Raw genomic sequence first — 17,088 nt, 5'->3', positions numbered from 1 at the left:
GCTCATTTTAGACCTGTGATTGAACCGTTATTTTACCCTGTTCTACGCGGAACATCTTGCCATTTTCACCCATCATGTCGGCTATCTGCTCGGCGCTGACAGCGCTGACAAAAACCTGTGCATGAGTGGCTTTTAACCGTTCAGCCAGCAAACGGCGGCGGGTACTATCCAGTTCGGAAGCAAAATCATCTATCAGATACAGACAGCGCAGTCCGTTCTGACGGGTGAGAAACTCACCCTGGGCCAGCCTTAACGCACACATAAGCAGCTTTAACTGACCACGAGACAACATATCCTCGACCGCCACACCGCTGGCGCGGATGCGAAAGTCGGCTTTATGCGGCCCAAGCGCCGTATAACCCAGCATACGGTCGCGTTCAAACTGCCGTTCCAGTAGTTCGGCATAATCGCTTTCTTTGTCCCAACCGCGCTGGAAAGAGAAACTGAGGGCAAATTCAGGCAGAAATTGGCTACAGGTGGTTGAAATATCTTCAGCAATCGCCGCGCTGTATTGCGCCCGCCATTGGCTGATACGTTCAGCCAATGGCACCAACTCCTGATCCCAGGCCCGCAGTTGTCCGTAATGACCCACCTGTCGCAGCGCCGCATTACGCTGACGCAACAAGCGTTTCATATTGCTCCATGCGGAGAAAAAACCGGGTTCGTTATGAAAACAACCCCAGTCAAGAAAGGCACGGCGGTACTTGGGCCCGCCGTTCAGCAGGGTAAAACCTTCGGGAGTAATTAACTGAATCGGCAGTAGCTGTGCCAGTTCGGCCACTTTATGGCCGTCGCTGCCGTCGATACGCACTTTACCGTCACCCTGACGGTTTTTACTCAACCCGACCGATCTTTCGCGCTCAACACCATCGATACGACCGTGCAGGACAAATTCCGGCTGTTCGTGACGAATAACCCGTGCTGCCTGCACGCTACGAAACGCCCGCCCATGCCCCAGCGTGTAAATCGCTTCCAGTACGCTGGTTTTACCACTGCCATTCGCCCCGACCAGAAAGTTAAAGCCGGGCGCCAGCGCCAAATCGGCCGCTTCAATATTGCGAAAATCTTTAATAAGAAGACGAGTTAGCGCCATGCGACTACTTCTTGTGAGCAAGGGTGTTATGGTCGCAGACAGAGTGGGAGCAGGCCGCGCAGCAAATACCCTGGAACGTACTCAATGTACGTGAGGATGGCGAGCACTGCCCAATCCCAGGCTGGCAAATAAAATCGCCCACCATATATTAGAGGCGCATCGGCATCACGACATAGGCCGCCGCCCGGCTGGCGCCATCTTCGATCTGCACGCTGGATACCGAGTCCGTCAGCAGTAAGCGAACATCCTCACACTTCAGCGCATTCAGAACATCCAGTACATAACTGACGTTGAAACCGATTTCCATTTCAGTACCGTCGTACTGCACATCCAGAATTTCTTCCGCTTCTTCCTGTTCAGGGTTATTGGCGGTGATCTTGAGTTGGTTCTGAATCAGATGCAGACGCACGCCACGGAACTTTTCATTCGACAGAATAGCCGCACGGGAGAATGCCTGCTTAAGTAAATCACAGCTGGCTTCCAGCGTCTTATCCGGGTTCTTCGGCAATACGCGGCGATAGTCCGGGAAACGGCCATCAACCAGCTTGGACGTAAAAATAAAATCACCGACGTGAGCGCGGATATTGTTACTGCCAATTTGCAGTTGCAACGGCGTATCACCGCCATCCAGCAAACGCACCAGTTCCATCACACCCTTACGCGGCACAATCACCGAATGTGTTGGCAACGACTGCCCCACCGGCATGGCGCACACCGCCAGACGATGACCGTCGGTGGCGACGGTACGCAATTCCCCCCCTTCGGTTTCAAACAACATACCGTTGAGGTAATAGCGAACGTCCTGATGCGCCATCGAAAACTGCGTGGCTTCAATCAAACGCTTCAGCGTTGCCTGCGGCAACGAGAATTCAACGTCGCTTTGCCAGTCATCCAGATTGGGAAAATCGGCAGCTGGCAACGTCGACAGCGAAAAACGGCTGCGCCCGGAGCGCACCAGCATACGATCGCCATCGAGCATGACGGTGATTTCCGCGCCATCAGGCAGGCCGCGGCAGATATCAAATAATTTACGGGCCGGAACCGTGGTGGCGCCCGGTTCATGCGGCTGCGTTAATGCCACTTTGGCAACCATCTCCATTTCGAGATCAGTACCGGTGAGTGATAAAGCCCCTTCGGTAACCTGCAATAACAGGTTGCCCAGAATAGGTAAGGTAGGCCGGCCACCCAACGGGCTGCTGACCTGTTGCAGTGGTTTTAACAGATGTTCGCGTTCAACAATAAATTTCATCATATTATGAAGATAATGTTCTGATTAAATTGGAAAAATCTTCTTTGATGTCGTGACTTTCCTCACGCAACTGTTCGATTTTACGACAGGCATGTAACACCGTAGTATGGTCGCGGCCACCAAATGCATCACCGATTTCCGGCAGGCTGTGGTTGGTCAGCTCTTTGGCCAGCGCCATTGCCATCTGGCGTGGACGAGCTACCGAGCGGGAACGTCGTTTGGACAATAGATCGGCAATTTTGATTTTATAATATTCCGCCACTGTCTTTTGAATATTGTCGATAGTAACCAGTTTTTCCTGCAAGGCCAGCAGATCGCGCAGCGCTTCCCGCACAAAATCAATAGTGATGGAACGTCCGGTAAAGTTGGCGTTGGCAATCACCCGATTTAATGCGCCTTCCAGCTCACGCACGTTAGAGCGCAGACGCTTGGCGATAAAGAACGCCACTTCTCCCGGCAGGCGAATGTCATTTTCGTCGGCCTTTTTCATCAGGATCGCCACGCGTGTTTCCAGCTCCGGCGGCTCAATGGCCACCGTCAGCCCCCAGCCGAAACGCGACTTCAGGCGATCTTCCACGCCGTTGATCTCTTTCGGGTAGCGATCGGACGTGAGAATGATTTGCTGATTACCTTCCAGCAACGCATTAAAAGTATGGAAAAACTCTTCCTGGGAACGCTCTTTGTTGGCAAAAAACTGAATGTCATCAATCAATAGCGCGTCCACCGAACGGTAATAGCGTTTGAACTCTTCAATCGCATTATTCTGCAACGCTTTTACCATATCCTGAACAAAGCGCTCGGAATGCATGTAAACCACTTTCGCATTGGCTTTACGGGCGATGATGCCGTTGCCGACCGCATGTAATAAGTGCGTTTTACCCAGGCCGGTTCCGCCGTACAGAAACAGGGGATTATAGGCTCCACCCGGATTATCGGCCACCTGACGAGCGGCGGCACGCGCCAGTTGGTTCGACTTACCTTCAACAAAGTTATCAAAGGTATGCTTGAGATTCACATTGGAACGATAGCTGTGCTCTGCCTGCACCGGTGAATTATCCCAGCTTGGGCGTACTGGCGCTAAACGCACCTGCGTTGCCGCTGCCACGCTGGCATTATTATGGTGGTTAACCGGCTGACTTATCGTCTGAACCAGGGATTTGCTGCCCACTTCAAAACGCAGCAGCGGGGCATCCATCCCACAAAAATCATTCAACAATCCATTGATATTATTTAAATATTTATCACGAACCCAATCCAGCACAAAGCGATTAGGGGCGTAGAGCGCCAGAGTGTTATCACTCAGTTCCGCCTGTAACGGGCGTATCCACATACTGAATTCTGTGGCAGGTAACTCATCCTGCAAACGGGCAAGACACTGCTGCCAAAGCGAAAGTGACACGGCGGACTCCACTCGAACAAAAACGATCAAAAAGAAAAGAATAAGAAACGTTATTTATATGACTCATGATTTTGGCACCTGCCCCGTCTACAACCCGGACGGCGGATGCACCGCGTAACCGATGCGGTTGACCGTGACGATCCCAAAGAAAGATCGCTAACGGGACGGCGGATCATAACCTAAAGCAACAAAGAGATCCTCCCCTTCTGCACAGTTTTGATCCTTTTTATCCACAGGCTATTCTTATAGCAGCCTAAGACATCACGAAAAAAAATCGGACTAATGTTAGTCCGCCTGCTACACGCGAATGAGTTTAAGAATAGACCATATATTAAGGTACTGCGGTGATATTGATCATGATCCCGTCAGGGAGGATCATCGCAGGATCCTTGCGCTTTGTTCCAGAGTCCGTATAATTCCCTGCCCGCGCGTCCACGCCTGTTTTCTGTGCTCGGCCAGACAGAAATCCAAAAATAACTGGAATGGCTGGCAGGTAAAGTGTGATGTTAATTGACTCAGGACTGTACAGTTATTACAATCCCGCCTCTTTCAGTTATATATGATTGTTATATGCGATTGAGGCGTCGGTCATTTTCACGCCGAGTAGCCAAACGCGTTTACTGTGAAGTTAATTATCCAAGTTTAGGTAGAAATCGCCATGAAACGCACTTTCCAACCGTCCGTATTGAAGCGTAACCGTAGCCACGGTTTCCGTGCTCGTATGGCCACTAAAAATGGTCGTCAGGTTCTGGCCCGCCGTCGTGCGAAAGGCCGTTCTCGTCTGACTGTTTCTAAGTAATAAAAGCTAACCCTCCGAGTGGTTAAGCTCGCTTTTCCCAGGGAGTTACGTTTGTTAACTCCCAGCCATTTCACTTTCGTCTTCCAGCAGCCACAACGGGCTGGCACGCCGCAAATTACTATCCTCGGCCGCCTGAACACGCTGGGGCATCCCCGCATCGGTCTTACCGTTGCCAAAAAGCATGTTAAACGTGCTCATGAACGCAATCGGATTAAACGCCTGACGCGTGAAAGCTTTCGCCTGAATCAACATTCATTGCCATCAATGGATTTTGTGGTAATTGCGAAAAAAGGGGTGTCTGAACTGGATAATCGAACACTGACGGAAGCGTTGGAAAAATTATGGCGTCGGCACTGTCGTTTGGCTCCCGCCTGCTGATCGGGTTGATACACGGTTATCAACTTGTAATCAGTCCGTTACTTGGACCACATTGCCGCTTCCGGCCAACGTGTTCACAATACGGTATTGAGGCAATACGCAGGTTCGGCATGATAAAAGGCAGTTGGTTGACGCTTAAACGCGTATTAAAATGCCACCCTTTGAACCCTGGTGGTGATGACCCCGTACCGCCAAAAACCGACAATAACAGAGAACATTAACGATGGATTCGCAACGCAATCTTTTTCTCATCGCTCTGCTATTCGTAACCTTTATGATCTGGCAGGCCTGGGAAACGGACAAAAATCCGCCAGTGACCACACAGGCCATACAGCAAGCTACGAATGCAGCATCCGGCGATGCCACTAACCAGGGCGTACCCGCCAGCGGCCAAGGTCAACTGATCACGGTTAAAACCGACGTGCTGTCTCTGACCATCAATACCCGCGGCGGCGACATTGAGCAGGCACATCTGCTGGCTTACCCGGATACGCTGGGTTCTGATAAACCTTTCCTGCTGCTGGAAACCACTCCCGAATTCGTCTATCAGGCACAAAGCGGCCTGACCGGTAAAAACGGCCCGGACAATCCGGCCAACGGTCCGCGTCCATTGTTTACCGCCGCTCAGGATCACTTTGAACTGGCTGACGGCCAAAGTGAACTACGTATTCCGCTGACTTATACCGCAGCTGACGGCGTCGCTTACACCAAAACGTTTGTACTGAAACGTGGCGACTACGCGCTGAATGTTGATTACAGCATCAATAACACCAGCGCACAGCCGCTGGAACTGACCTTGTTCGGTCAGTTGAAACAATCCATCGAGTTGCCAAAACATCGTGATACCGGCAGCAGCAACTTTGCGTTGCATACCTACCGTGGCGCGGCGTTCTCTTCCAGCGAAGATAAGTATAAGAAATACAGCTTCAGCGACATGGATGAGAACCTGAATATCATCACTAACGGTGGTTGGGTAGCGATGTTGCAGCAGTACTTTGCCACCGCCTGGATCCCAACCACCGCAGGGGCAAACACCTTCTATAGCAGCAATCTTGGTAACGGGCAGGCCGCCATTGGTTTTAAAGCTACCCCGGTCATCGTACCGGCCGGCAGCCAGCAAAACCTGAATGCAACGCTGTGGGTTGGCCCGGAAATTCAGGACAAGATGGCCGCAGTTGCCCCGCATCTTGACCTGACCGTTGATTACGGCTGGCTGTGGTTCATTTCTCAGCCACTGTTTAAGCTGCTGAAATTCCTGCACGGCTTTATCGGCAACTGGGGCTTCTCCATTATTGCCATCACCTTTATCGTGCGCGGCATTATGTACCCGCTGACCAAAGCGCAATACACCTCAATGGCGAAAATGCGCATGTTACAACCGAAGCTGACAGCAATGCGTGAGCGTATCGGTGATGACAAACAGCGCATGAGCCAGGAAATGATGGCGCTGTACAAATCAGAGAAAGTGAATCCGCTAGGCGGCTGCTTCCCGCTGTTGATTCAGATGCCAATCTTCCTGGCGCTGTACTACATGCTGATGGGCTCCGTTGAACTGCGCCATGCGCCGTTTGCCCTGTGGATCCATGACCTGTCTGCGCAAGACCCGTACTACATTTTGCCGATCCTGATGGGCGTCACGATGTTCTTCATCCAGAAGATGTCGCCGACCACCGTTACCGACCCGATGCAACAAAAGATCATGACTTACATGCCGGTCATTTTCACCGTGTTCTTCCTGTGGTTCCCCTCTGGTCTGGTGCTGTATTATATCGTCAGCAACCTGGTGACCATCATTCAGCAGCAATTGATCTATCGTGGTCTGGAAAAACGTGGCTTACACAGCCGCGAGAAAAAATAGCCGCCACGGTTGTCATATGCTAACGATAAGGCGGTCATTGACCGCCTTATTTTTTATGACGCGTTTCACCTACGGGCCGTCGCGGAGCGACTTTTTCAACTGATATAAAAAAACAGAGAAAACCATGAGCAATGCCGACACCATCGTAGCCCAAGCCACGCCACCGGGACGCGGCGGGGTAGGTATTTTACGTGTTTCCGGGCGAGCAGCATCAACCGTGGCGCAAGCCGTATTGGGTAAACTGCCCAAACCGCGTTATGCCGACTACCTGCCGTTTCGTGATGCCAACGGCACGCCTCTCGACCAGGGTATCGCCCTGTGGTTTCCCGGCCCCAATTCATTCACTGGTGAAGACGTGCTGGAGCTTCAGGGGCACGGTGGCCCGGTCATTCTCGACCTACTCCTGCAACGAATTCTGACCTTACCCGATGTGCGTATTGCGCGCCCTGGGGAGTTCTCTGAACGCGCTTTCCTCAATGACAAGCTCGATCTGGCACAGGCGGAAGCCATTGCCGATCTCATTGATGCCAGTTCCGAACAGGCCGCTCGATCTGCACTTAATTCACTGCAAGGGGCATTTTCTGCCCGCATCCATCATCTGGTTGAGGCGTTAACCCATCTGCGAATTTATGTTGAGGCCGCTATCGATTTTCCCGATGAGGAAATTGATTTTCTCTCTGATGGAAAAATTGAAGGCCAACTCAACCATGTTATGGCCGATCTGGACGTCGTCAGAGCTGAAGCTCATCAGGGCAGCCTGCTGCGCGAAGGCATGAAAGTGGTGATTGCCGGTCGGCCTAATGCCGGAAAATCAAGCCTGCTCAACGCCTTGGCAGGACGGGAAGCGGCGATTGTTACCGATATTGCCGGAACGACCCGCGACGTATTGCGTGAACACATTCATATTGACGGGATGCCGCTGCATATCATCGACACCGCGGGTTTGCGTGACGCCAAAGATGAGGTTGAGCGCATCGGTATTGAACGCGCCTGGCAGGAAATTGAACAGGCCGATCGCGTACTGTTTATGGTGGATGGCACCACAACCGAGGCCATTGCGCCTTCGGCAATCTGGCCTGAGTTTATGACTCGGCTACCGAAAACGCTACCCATTACCGTGGTACGAAACAAAGCCGATATTACCGGAGAACCGCTGGGTATCGAGGATGTGAATACTTACTCACTTATCCGTCTGTCAGCACGCACCGGACAGGGTATTGATACGTTACGTGAACACCTCAAACAAAGTATGGGGTTCACCAGCAATACCGAAGGGGGCTTTCTGGCGCGGCGTCGGCACCTGCAAGCATTAGAACAGGCCGCACAGCATCTGGCGCAGGGCAAAGAACAGTTAGTAAGCGCTTACGCAGGCGAACTGTTAGCTGAAGAACTGCGGCTGGCCCAGCAGGCTCTTAGCGAAATTACGGGGGAATTTACCTCCGACGATCTTCTGGGGCGTATTTTTTCCAGCTTTTGCATCGGCAAGTAATGATTAGTATGTGAGCACTCACTTACCTCCACTTATCCCGCATAGCTGACTTTTATGCGGGATTTTTTGTTCTAGCCGCTTATGCTCTCTTCCGCTCATAGCCACGGATTATAGACCAGACCCTATTCCAGCTTCTGCATTGAGCCTTGTTTAAATCAATATAAATATGCCTAAAGGCTGAAGGTTACGGACAACAATGCGGCACATCAGGATATAGGGTAAACAGGCACAAAGGGGAGTTAATCCGTCTGCGGTCAGGATTTATCAATCAGAACAAGATCCAGAACTTATTCTTTCAGAGGACATACCTTTCGGCTATGCGTTTTAAACGCCTTTAAGTAAACACATCACTGGAGAAACATCTCGTATCGAACAAAAAATATATTACATCAAAAAACGCAATGCACTAAATATTAACAATTTTATCACACTAAATAGTTTCCCTGATGTAAGCGAAAATTCCCAATGTACATACTTCGCTAATTAACTATTTATTAATGAAATAATATTTTTATATATAGTTAGTTTTTAACATTTATATTTGTTGAATGATTTTATAATAACTTTTTCCCTATATATTTAAACGAGCAAAAAACACTCTTGTAAGAAAAAATAATTTATGGTATTAGCAAAGATATTTGGAGATTAAGCAAAAAATGAATTTGAATATTACAGACAAACCAGAGAGTCATGAAAAAAGCAGAAGAAGGAGCATTAAAACGCGGTTGCCATATGGCTTATGCCGATGCCTTTAACTTCCAGGCGCGGGGGTTTTATGAAAAATCAGGCTATCGAGAATATGGAAATCTATTGGATTTTACACATAAGTATACTTGCCATTACTTATCAAAACCAACTTGATAAGTAAAATTCAGACATAAAAGGAGGGCATGATGCCATCATCTAAAAGTATGGGAAATTATATCAATAGCCTTATTACGCTACTGGAAGGCCTAAATGAACCCTGGGGGATAAAAGATTTAGAATCACGCCATATATATATGAACAAAGCGGCCCGGCTTTACACCAATACTCCCTCAGAGTTTGATATTGAAGGAAAACTTGATGATGAATTTCCCGCTGAATGGGCTGAATTATCCGATGATTTTAGAGAGCATGATCGACGGGCAGAAAATAGTAATCAGCGCATTGCCGTTATAGAAACACATTACTGGTATGGAAAAAAAACGCTCACCCCCTTTATCAGTGAGAAATTCCCAATCATAAATGAAGAAAAAATTTGTATTGGGACAATCTGGAACGCAAAACAACTCAGCACGTTATCCCCTCTGATATACATTAATCAAAAAAAGCCATCGGTATTAAAAACAGAATTAACCACAAACATTTTCACCAGAGCAGAACTTGATATCATCTTTTTAATACTGCAACGACGCTCAAGCAAGGAGATAGCCAAAAGGATTAATGTTTCTCACAAAACCATTGAGAACAGAATACATAATATGTATCAAAAAGCAGGCGTTCATTCACAGCAGCAATTTGAAGAATTTTGTCACCACTTAGGCTTGGGGAGTTATATTCCGCATTCTCTTATAGCAAAAGGCGTTATATTTATTTAAATTTAATGGGAAAAATTTAAAATGGAAATAATAAATGATTATCCAGTGAGTCGGGTTCCGCTGAACGTGAGATTGCCATTTTTTAATGTGGCATTAGTGCACATAGGAATGCTGACAGCATTAGATCAATTTATGCTAGGTGCCGTACTCGGTAATTCGATGACGCTAAGTCATGCATTTTTAGCGATATTTATTGGGAGTGCTATTTTTGGCCTGGTAACACTGGGACTGGGTTATGCGGGCATGAAAGAAGGACTGTCTGGAAGCCTTCTGGCGAGATGGTGCGGATTTGGACGTATTGGCTCAGTCCTGATAGGTGTTGTCATTGCCGTGAGCCTGTTAGGCTGGTTTGGTGTGCAAAATGCCGTTTTTGCAAAAGCCCTCAATTATGCGCTTGATGATAAACTTGGTTTCGGCTGGTCGGCTGCAATATCTGGAGCAGCGCTGACGCTTTTGGTCGCCTTTGGGTTCAACGCATTGCGATTTACGGCAAAAATAGCGGTGCCGCTATTTATATTGATTGTGGGATATATATCCACAATGACGCTTACGGGACATAACATTTACGAACTGATTAGTTCATCACCGACTGGCGTTCCCATTTCTATTAGCGAGGGAGCAACAATGGTTGTTGGCGGTTGTATTGTCGCAAGCTTAATAACACCGGATATGACACGCTATTCAAAAAAAGGGCGGCATGTATTCTGGATGACCATTATGTCCATTATCGTCGGGGAGTTCATTGTTAATGGGCTGGCAATATTAATTGCAAGAGCATTGAATACGGCAGATGTAGTAACGATCATGTCCCAGGCGGCGGGGGGTATCGGCCTTACTGCTGTTATTTTCTCCACCTTGAGGATAAATGATATCAATCTCTACTCCTCTTCATTAGGTATTGCTAATGCAATAGAGGGTCTTACCGGTAAAAAACTCGGTTATATGTCAATAACATTGGTTATTGGCTTTATTGGAACCTTGCTTTCCGTTATGGGTATTTTAGAAAGATTTGTAGATTTTCTCACCTTATTAGGTGTTCTCTTCCCCCCCATTATTGGGATCATGCTGGTCGATTATTATATTTTGCGCACCCATAGAGCATTGTTAACCGACAGTCGGCAAAAAGGAAAACTGCCAGGTATTGAACAGACGCCCTTAATCGGCTGGTCGGCAATCGTAGCAAGCCTTGCGGGCAGTATAGTAGGACTCACCATTGAATGGGGAATTCCCGCCCTGAATTCAATATTAGCCGCCAGTATTCTGTATTGGCTGACTAGCGTAATGTATAAACACTGATGTTGACTGGCGTATAGCGCACTCTGGATATGTACTGCCCGTTTTATTAAAACGGGCTATATCGCCGGATTGGAATGCCTGGCAGCCTTGTGTTAGCCGGGGCATTTTCTGATTTGACTCCACATAAATCCATCAGAATAATATACAAGATTGGCAGGATCGCCATTTATTATGGCGACCAACCAAGCTGCAATTGTCTTACTCAATCACGCCTTTCACCACGGTTGACAATGGCGTGGTCGAACGCCCGATCAGGCGGCTCAGTTGATGACTATCATCAAACAACCCGCCTTTCGACGCCCCGATATCCGAATCAACCAGCAGATCAGCAAATATCTCAGGCAAGCCAGCGGCAACCAGCGCCGCTTTGTATTCCGCTGCGGGCAGATCCTGGTAGCCGATAGCCTTACCAGACTGGCGGCTGACTTCCGCCGCTAACTCCGCCAGGGTATAGGGCTCATCACCCGCCAGTTCATAAACCTTACCGGCCTGATTGTCCTGAGTCAGCACGGCGGCAGCGGCAGCGGCATAGTCAGCACGCGCGGCAGAAGCAATTTTCCCCTCGCCCGCACTACCGATAAATACACCGTGCTGCAATGCAGCAGGTATGCTGGCGGCATAATTTTCGGTATACCAGCCATTACGCAGCAGCACATAAGGTAAACCAGAGGCTTTTAACACTGCTTCTGTTTCCTTGTGTTCAGTTGCCAATGCCAGCGGCGAGGTGTCGGCGTGCAGAAGACTGGTATAAGCCAGCAGTTTCACCTTCGCCTGTTGTGCCGCCTCAATTACGTTACGATGTTGCGCAGTACGCTGCCCCACCTCACTGGACGATATCAACAAGACTTTATCCACCCCTTGCAATGCGGAAACCAGAGCCGCCGGCTGGTTATAATCCGCCGCCTTCACCTGAACACCGCGTGCGGCTAAATCAGCGACTTTGGTGACGTCCCGCACCAGCGCCAGAACATCACTCGCCGGAACCTCATCCAACAATTCTTCAATAACCAAACGGCCCAATTGACCAGATGCACCTGTAACAGCAATCATCATAAGCTCCTTTCTTTGACTGACATTGGCTGGCATAATATCGACAAAGCTAACTTTAAGTAAGTACGCACACAAAGGTAAGTATAGTGCCAGAAAAAGTAAAAGCAGCCGCCTCATCGTCAGTCATAGCCTTGCAGGGAAATCTTTTCGCCCAAAAATGTCCATCTCGCCAGATACTTAACCACGTAACCAGCCGCTGGGGCGTCCTGATTTTAGTGGCGTTATTGGATGGGACACTGCGTTTCAGCCAGTTGCGTCGAAAAATTGACGGCGTCAGCGAGCGTATGCTGGCCCAGACGCTGCAATGGCTGGAAAATGATGGTTTCGTATTGCGTACGGCTTATCCCGTAGTACCGCCGCACGTTGAATACCGCCTGACACCTATGGGCAAAGAGGTCAGTGAACGGGTCAAAATTCTGGCAGACTGGATAGAAGAAAATATAGGCGCAATATTGTCAGCACAACAGAATGAGGATTCGGCTTTTTCTTAAATATCATCATTCTATTTTAAAAAAAAATAGCCCAGCCCATTGTATCTATAGATTTTTTAACTACCGATTGAATTTAACCTGTCATTTCATCCGGTATTTACGTTCCATCATGGTCTACGCTTGATTATGTTCTCGTAAACCACAGGATAAAATATGTCTATCGAAAAAGTTCTCTATGTTGCTCATGCTAAGGCTACCGGCGGGCGCGATGGTCGTGCGGTTTCCTCAGACAAACACCTTGATGTTAAACTTGATGTACCAAAAGAGCTGGGCGGCGGTGGCGGCGAAGGAACAAACCCTGAACAACTGTTTGCCGCAGGTTATTCTGCCTGTTTTCTGGGTGCGCTGAAGAGTGTTGCCTCAAGTGAGAAAGTCTCACTGCCGTCTGACACCTCAATTGAAGGCAGTGTCGGCATTGGTAAACTCCCGACTGGATTTGGTATTGAAGTCGAGCTAAAAATCGCTATTCCGGGATTTGACAAAGCAAAAGCTGAAGAATTGGTGAAAAAGGCACACGTTGTTTGCCCCTATTCGAACGCCACCCGCAACAATATCGATGTCACGCTGACCGTTATCTGACCCCATTAGATTGCCGGATAACCCACTTTGATAAAAAGGGGCGGCAGATAATGCTAAAAACGCCACGATCCAACGTGGCGTTTACGGTTGCCTAAATTGTCCACGCCATCAGAAAAAATACCATTCATGTAATTAGAACGATTTTCAAATTTTCCGACAGTAATAGACATGAGCATAAATCAGAGGCTGGCATCCATATTGTAAGTAAGTACTTACAATATGAGCGGAAATAATAGCGCAAAACGGCGAACCACTCACTTTTTTCCCCACTTAAAGGTGGTAAAAGACGCAAGTGTCAGCGTTCCCGTTCTCAGCCAACAATGCACGCCGATGTTGCAAATAGCCTTTCCTAAGCACGCGTGTGTCCAACAAGGTTGAGACGCCATATGAATAACAGCAAAGCGCCTGCTGCGTTCAGTTTGGCGTAATGGGGATATTCGCATACTTTATGCGATGAGTCAGGCGGCAGCGCAACACCAAAAAAGACCGATATTTCGGAAGATCATTGCGATTAATAGATAATAATCGCCGATTTATCCACTTATTTATCTTTGGATCATATTTTAGTCTGATAATATGCATCTATAATGCATTAAAGTAAGTATGGCTCAAACGATATACTCTAAATAATTCAAGTTGCAGGACAAAACGTTGTCGTTTTGAACAACGCAAAGCGTTGGCCCTTTATGGGCGAGGCCCAGGGAGGGGCCGAGTAACACAGCCAACGCATATGCAACTTGAAGTATGACGAGCATACACACTGTTTCTTATCGTCATCACGGAGTGAACAATGACCTGCCATTTTGTCAGGTGGACTGGCACGGAAGCGCTTCCTGACCTGCAAAGACTGCCAGATGAACTCATTTTATCCACACAAGGCTTTTCCGTTAAACGCCGCGAGCGTTATTTGAAAAGCCGGGCGTTACTGGCTGAGATGATGTTCTACTTTTTCGGCTATCCACAGCTACCAAAACTGCTGGTTTCTGCGGATGGGCGTCCTTATTTCGCCGATCATAACCTGCCAAATTTCAGCCTGGGTTATGCCGGGAACACCATTGCCATTCTGATGAGTGAAGAAGGCAGTGTCGGTATGGATATTGAGATTGTCCGTGTCAGGACAAATCACCAGACAACGGAGCATAGCCAAACACAGACCCTTGCCGAAAAAGCATGGATTGAAGCACAACGCGATCCCCTGGAAGCCGCCATTCAGCTTCGTACCATTCGTCAGTCCCTGATGAAAATTCCCAAATCGAATGAGTGCCGGGCGGAAAATCTGAGGCTCCACCCAGCGTCTGGACGGCTGCGCTCTGACTGTCTTTCTGCGGTTGAAGTCATGAGTGATATTGATGATTATCTGGCTTGGGCATGTGCGCATGTCCCGGCGCTTAATCGGCTGGTTATGTGGAGCTACACCACGAAATCGGGCATGAAAAAAACCGGGGAAATTGTGCAGCAACAGCGTCAGTCCCTGCGTTACATGAAACTTACCAACCACACCGCAGAAAAGTGACATCCGCACTATCCTCGCAGCAATAATCCCGGCGAGTGGTTACTTCGTGAGCGTGGTAAAAACTTAGCAGCAATACTCACCTGCGGTAAATTATTCCGACATGGCTTACGCGGGTCGTCACCATAAGGCTGGCGATACCGTTATGAAGCTGGCTAAAGTAGGAAAAATCAGATTTCCGGTAAACATGCAAAAGCGTGGCAGTCATGGGATCGGTTCTTCCATGACTGCCAATGTGAAGCATTAACCAATATTAATGCGCGTCGATAAAAATGATTTTTAACAGGAACAATAACGCAACCACCACCACGCATGGGCTGATTTCGCGCCAGCGGCCCGTCGCCAGCTTCATCACACAATAAGAGATAAAGCCCAGCGCAATCCCTTCGGTGATCGAGAAGCTGAACGGCATCATCACTGCCGTAATAAAGGCCGGAACCGCTTCGGTTAAATCATCCCATTTAACCCGCGCCAGACTGGATGTCATCAATACGCCCACATAGATCAGCGCGCCAGCTGCGGCATAAGCGGGAACCATACCCGCCAGCGGCGACAGGAAAATAACCAGCAGAAATAACAGGCCGACGACGACAGCGGTCAGGCCGGTACGCCCACCAACGGATACACCGGAAGAGCTTTCGATATAAGCCGTCACTGAAGAGGTGCCGATAAAAGCCCCCGCAACCGAGCTGACGCTATCCACATACAGCGCCTGTTTCATCCGGGGAAACTTGCCGCGGGCATCCACCAGACCGGCTTTATCCGTTACCCCAATCAAGGTGCCGGAAGAGTCAAACAGGTTAACCAGCATAAAAGAAAAAATAACCCCGGACAGCCCCAGATTCAGCGCCCCCGCCAAATCAATCTGTCCAACCACGGTCGTGACGCTCGGCGGCATAGAGAAAACGCCGGTAAACTTAACATCACCGAGGAACAAACCAATCGAGGTGGTCACCACGATTGAAATCAGTACCGCTGCGTGAATATTGCGTGACGCGAGAGCGGCAATAATGAAAAAGCCAAGCGCACCCAGCAAAACGCTGTGTGACGTCAAATTACCCACAGTGACCAGTGTTTCCGGGTTGGCAACAATAATTCCGGCGTTCTTCAGCCCCATCATGGCAATAAACAGACCGATACCACTGGCGATCCCCAGCCGCAGACTAAGCGGTATATTGGCAATCATCCAGTAGCGGATCTGGAAAATCGTCAGCAACAGGAAACCGACTGCGCCCCAGAAAATAGCCCCCATAGCAACCTGCCAGGAAAGCCCCATCGCCCCGACGACGACAAAAGCGAAAAAGGCATTCAGGCCCATAGCCGGCGCCAGCGCGACCGGCAGGTTAGCCAGCAACCCCATCAGGATACTGCCAAACGCGGCGATCAGGCAGGTGGTGACAAAAACGGCTTTGGTATCCATACCTGCCGCGCCTAAAATCTGCGGGTTAACAAAAACGATGTATACCATAGTAAAAAAGGTGGTGAAACCGGCTATCGTTTCTGTCCGTGCGGTGGTGCCGTGCTGTGTCAGTTTAAACACACGCTCCAGCAGACCTTGCCCGGCAGCATGACCCAATTGTGATTTATTCATTGTCAGCGTTCCAAAGAAAGGGATAATAATTTTCGGGTATCCTATAACAAAATAGTGCGCAGTAACGAGGATCCCCATTTTTTCTTTCTATATACTCTAAATAATTCGAGTTGCAGGACAAAACGTTGTCGTTTTGAACAACGCAGAGTGTTGGCTCTTTATGGCTGGGGAATCCCCACAAATTGGGGAAGAATTTCTGTCAGTACAGTGAGGGTTTCGTGCGTACTAACCAATGCAGATTTCTGCAACCGTTGCAGTACGCGCCCGACGCAGGGTGGTTCAAACGCCACCACCCTACGAACCCGGGCTTGTGGCTGAAATCACGCCGCTGGCGCGGTACCTTCAGCATTCGCCCCCTTTTCCGAACCGCGGGTGCGTCCACCTCAACGTAATTTCTTACGCCATAGGGAGAACGATTCGAAAATATATTTTTATCTAATATCAATTGGTTATATTGAGTAATATAACCAAAGAATTTTTCTGGGGATTCTCCAGATCGAAGAGAGGCTGGATATTACCAGCGCAGAGAATACACCAATTAATACCCTTATGATTTTGAAAATGACTTTAATACGTTACAGGAAATAGTAATTAAAAAACCTAATTAGCAGATACAAATAAAAAATAATCGTTTATAAAAATTATCATTGAAGCGTCATGAATTCCATGTATAAAATAGCGCACATTCGGCAGCTATCTACCAGCGGAATCGATACTACACTAACC

At 48.7% G+C, this 17,088-nt stretch carries 15 protein-coding genes and 2 pseudogenes; 11 read left to right on the top strand and 6 right to left on the bottom strand.

Annotated features, from left to right (window positions below; translation table 11 throughout):
* Nucleotides 1-7: 7 nt before the first annotated feature.
* From recF to dnaA, 3 genes are all read right to left on the bottom strand, one after another.
* Nucleotides 8-1,093 (bottom strand): DNA replication/repair protein RecF, encoded by a 1,086-nt coding sequence (gene recF, locus BIY29_RS17075; RefSeq protein ID WP_121576258.1) that lies wholly within the window; start codon nt 1,091-1,093, stop codon nt 8-10.
* Between the two features lie 148 nt (nt 1,094-1,241).
* Nucleotides 1,242-2,342, bottom strand: a complete 1,101-nt coding sequence (gene dnaN, locus BIY29_RS17070; protein ID WP_121576269.1) for a DNA polymerase III subunit beta — start codon at nt 2,340-2,342, stop codon at nt 1,242-1,244.
* Nucleotides 2,343-2,346: 4 nt separating this feature from the next.
* Complete coding sequence (dnaA, locus tag BIY29_RS17065) at nt 2,347-3,741, bottom strand: chromosomal replication initiator protein DnaA (protein WP_121576257.1); 1,395 nt, start codon at nt 3,739-3,741, stop codon at nt 2,347-2,349.
* Between the two features lie 658 nt (nt 3,742-4,399).
* Here dnaA and rpmH point away from each other — a divergent pair.
* From rpmH to BIY29_RS17025, 8 genes and pseudogenes are all read left to right on the top strand, one after another.
* Nucleotides 4,400-4,540, top strand: a complete 141-nt coding sequence (gene rpmH, locus BIY29_RS17060; protein WP_003849659.1) for a 50S ribosomal protein L34 — start codon at nt 4,400-4,402, stop codon at nt 4,538-4,540.
* Between the two features lie 18 nt (nt 4,541-4,558).
* Complete coding sequence (gene rnpA, locus BIY29_RS17055) at nt 4,559-4,918, top strand: ribonuclease P protein component (protein ID WP_121576256.1); 360 nt, start codon at nt 4,559-4,561, stop codon at nt 4,916-4,918.
* A complete protein-coding gene (yidD, locus tag BIY29_RS17050; protein WP_121576255.1) occupies nt 4,882-5,139 on the top strand; it encodes a membrane protein insertion efficiency factor YidD in 258 nt (85 codons plus the stop codon). The genes rnpA and yidD overlap by 37 nt, the downstream gene beginning before the upstream one ends.
* A 2-nt stretch (nt 5,140-5,141) precedes the next feature.
* The gene (gene yidC, locus BIY29_RS17045; RefSeq protein WP_121576254.1) at nt 5,142-6,776 is read left to right on the top strand and encodes a membrane protein insertase YidC; all 1,635 of its coding nucleotides are present in this window, start codon (nt 5,142-5,144) and stop codon (nt 6,774-6,776) included.
* Between the two features lie 124 nt (nt 6,777-6,900).
* Nucleotides 6,901-8,265, top strand: a complete 1,365-nt coding sequence (mnmE, locus tag BIY29_RS17040; protein ID WP_121576253.1) for a tRNA uridine-5-carboxymethylaminomethyl(34) synthesis GTPase MnmE — start codon at nt 6,901-6,903, stop codon at nt 8,263-8,265.
* A 681-nt stretch (nt 8,266-8,946) separates the two neighbouring features.
* Nucleotides 8,947-9,126, top strand: a pseudogene (locus tag BIY29_RS17035) (GNAT family N-acetyltransferase); the annotation flags it as partial.
* A gap of 29 nt (nt 9,127-9,155) precedes the next feature.
* Nucleotides 9,156-9,845 (top strand): helix-turn-helix transcriptional regulator, encoded by a 690-nt coding sequence (locus BIY29_RS17030; protein ID WP_121576252.1) that lies wholly within the window; start codon nt 9,156-9,158, stop codon nt 9,843-9,845.
* Nucleotides 9,846-9,866: 21 nt separating this feature from the next.
* Nucleotides 9,867-11,141, top strand: coding sequence for a cytosine permease (locus BIY29_RS17025; RefSeq protein WP_121576251.1), 1,275 nt, complete (start codon nt 9,867-9,869; stop codon nt 11,139-11,141).
* Between the two features lie 198 nt (nt 11,142-11,339).
* Here BIY29_RS17025 and BIY29_RS17020 read toward each other — a convergent pair whose 3' ends face one another.
* Nucleotides 11,340-12,191 carry an SDR family oxidoreductase gene (locus BIY29_RS17020; RefSeq protein ID WP_121576250.1) on the bottom strand — a complete coding sequence of 284 codons (852 nt, stop codon included), beginning with the start codon at nt 12,189-12,191 and terminating at the stop codon, nt 11,340-11,342.
* An 86-nt stretch (nt 12,192-12,277) separates the two neighbouring features.
* Between BIY29_RS17020 and BIY29_RS17015 the strand changes: the two genes are divergently transcribed.
* Together BIY29_RS17015 and BIY29_RS17010 are read left to right on the top strand one after the other, a co-directional pair.
* The gene (locus tag BIY29_RS17015) at nt 12,278-12,682 is read left to right on the top strand and encodes a winged helix-turn-helix transcriptional regulator (protein WP_121576249.1); all 405 of its coding nucleotides are present in this window, start codon (nt 12,278-12,280) and stop codon (nt 12,680-12,682) included.
* A 153-nt stretch (nt 12,683-12,835) separates the two neighbouring features.
* On the top strand, nt 12,836-13,261 hold the full coding sequence (locus BIY29_RS17010) for an organic hydroperoxide resistance protein (protein ID WP_121576248.1): 426 nt from the start codon (nt 12,836-12,838) through the stop codon (nt 13,259-13,261).
* Between the two features lie 71 nt (nt 13,262-13,332).
* Here the strand turns inward: BIY29_RS17010 and BIY29_RS21135 are convergent.
* A pseudogene (locus BIY29_RS21135) lies at nt 13,333-13,425 on the bottom strand (CsgG/HfaB family protein); the annotation flags it as partial.
* Between the two features lie 626 nt (nt 13,426-14,051).
* Between BIY29_RS21135 and BIY29_RS17000 the strand changes: the two are divergent.
* The gene (locus BIY29_RS17000) at nt 14,052-14,774 is read left to right on the top strand and encodes a 4'-phosphopantetheinyl transferase family protein (RefSeq protein WP_121576247.1); all 723 of its coding nucleotides are present in this window, start codon (nt 14,052-14,054) and stop codon (nt 14,772-14,774) included.
* Nucleotides 14,775-15,024: 250 nt separating this feature from the next.
* On the opposite strand, the gene BIY29_RS16995 is transcribed toward BIY29_RS17000, so the two are convergent.
* Nucleotides 15,025-16,362, bottom strand: coding sequence for an NCS2 family permease (locus BIY29_RS16995; RefSeq protein ID WP_121576246.1), 1,338 nt, complete (start codon nt 16,360-16,362; stop codon nt 15,025-15,027).
* Nucleotides 16,363-17,088: the final 726 nt, after the last annotated feature.

The organism is Brenneria alni, from assembly GCF_003666245.1.
In the GTDB taxonomy this organism is placed as follows: Bacteria; Pseudomonadota; Gammaproteobacteria; order Enterobacterales; family Enterobacteriaceae; genus Brenneria; species Brenneria alni.
The sequence above is the reverse complement of the archived record's forward strand: the minus strand, read 5'-3'. Positions and strand labels throughout refer to the sequence as shown.

Excerpts from the sequence above, each read along its gene's own strand:
- recF (WP_121576258.1), bottom strand. The coding sequence starts at position 1,093 with ATGGCGCTAACTCGTCTTCTTATTAAAGATTTTCGCAATATTGAAGCG.
- dnaN (WP_121576269.1), bottom strand. The coding sequence starts at position 2,342 with ATGAAATTTATTGTTGAACGCGAACATCTGTTAAAACCACTGCAACAG.
- rpmH (WP_003849659.1), top strand. The coding sequence starts at position 4,400 with ATGAAACGCACTTTCCAACCGTCCGTATTGAAGCGTAACCGTAGCCAC.
- yidD (WP_121576255.1), top strand. The coding sequence starts at position 4,882 with ATGGCGTCGGCACTGTCGTTTGGCTCCCGCCTGCTGATCGGGTTGATA.
- yidC (WP_121576254.1), top strand. The coding sequence starts at position 5,142 with ATGGATTCGCAACGCAATCTTTTTCTCATCGCTCTGCTATTCGTAACC.
- mnmE (WP_121576253.1), top strand. The coding sequence starts at position 6,901 with ATGAGCAATGCCGACACCATCGTAGCCCAAGCCACGCCACCGGGACGC.
- BIY29_RS17030 (WP_121576252.1), top strand. The coding sequence starts at position 9,156 with ATGATGCCATCATCTAAAAGTATGGGAAATTATATCAATAGCCTTATT.
- BIY29_RS17025 (WP_121576251.1), top strand. The coding sequence starts at position 9,867 with ATGGAAATAATAAATGATTATCCAGTGAGTCGGGTTCCGCTGAACGTG.
- BIY29_RS17020 (WP_121576250.1), bottom strand. The coding sequence starts at position 12,191 with ATGATTGCTGTTACAGGTGCATCTGGTCAATTGGGCCGTTTGGTTATT.
- BIY29_RS17010 (WP_121576248.1), top strand. The coding sequence starts at position 12,836 with ATGTCTATCGAAAAAGTTCTCTATGTTGCTCATGCTAAGGCTACCGGC.
- BIY29_RS17000 (WP_121576247.1), top strand. The coding sequence starts at position 14,052 with ATGACCTGCCATTTTGTCAGGTGGACTGGCACGGAAGCGCTTCCTGAC.
- BIY29_RS16995 (WP_121576246.1), bottom strand. The coding sequence starts at position 16,362 with ATGAATAAATCACAATTGGGTCATGCTGCCGGGCAAGGTCTGCTGGAG.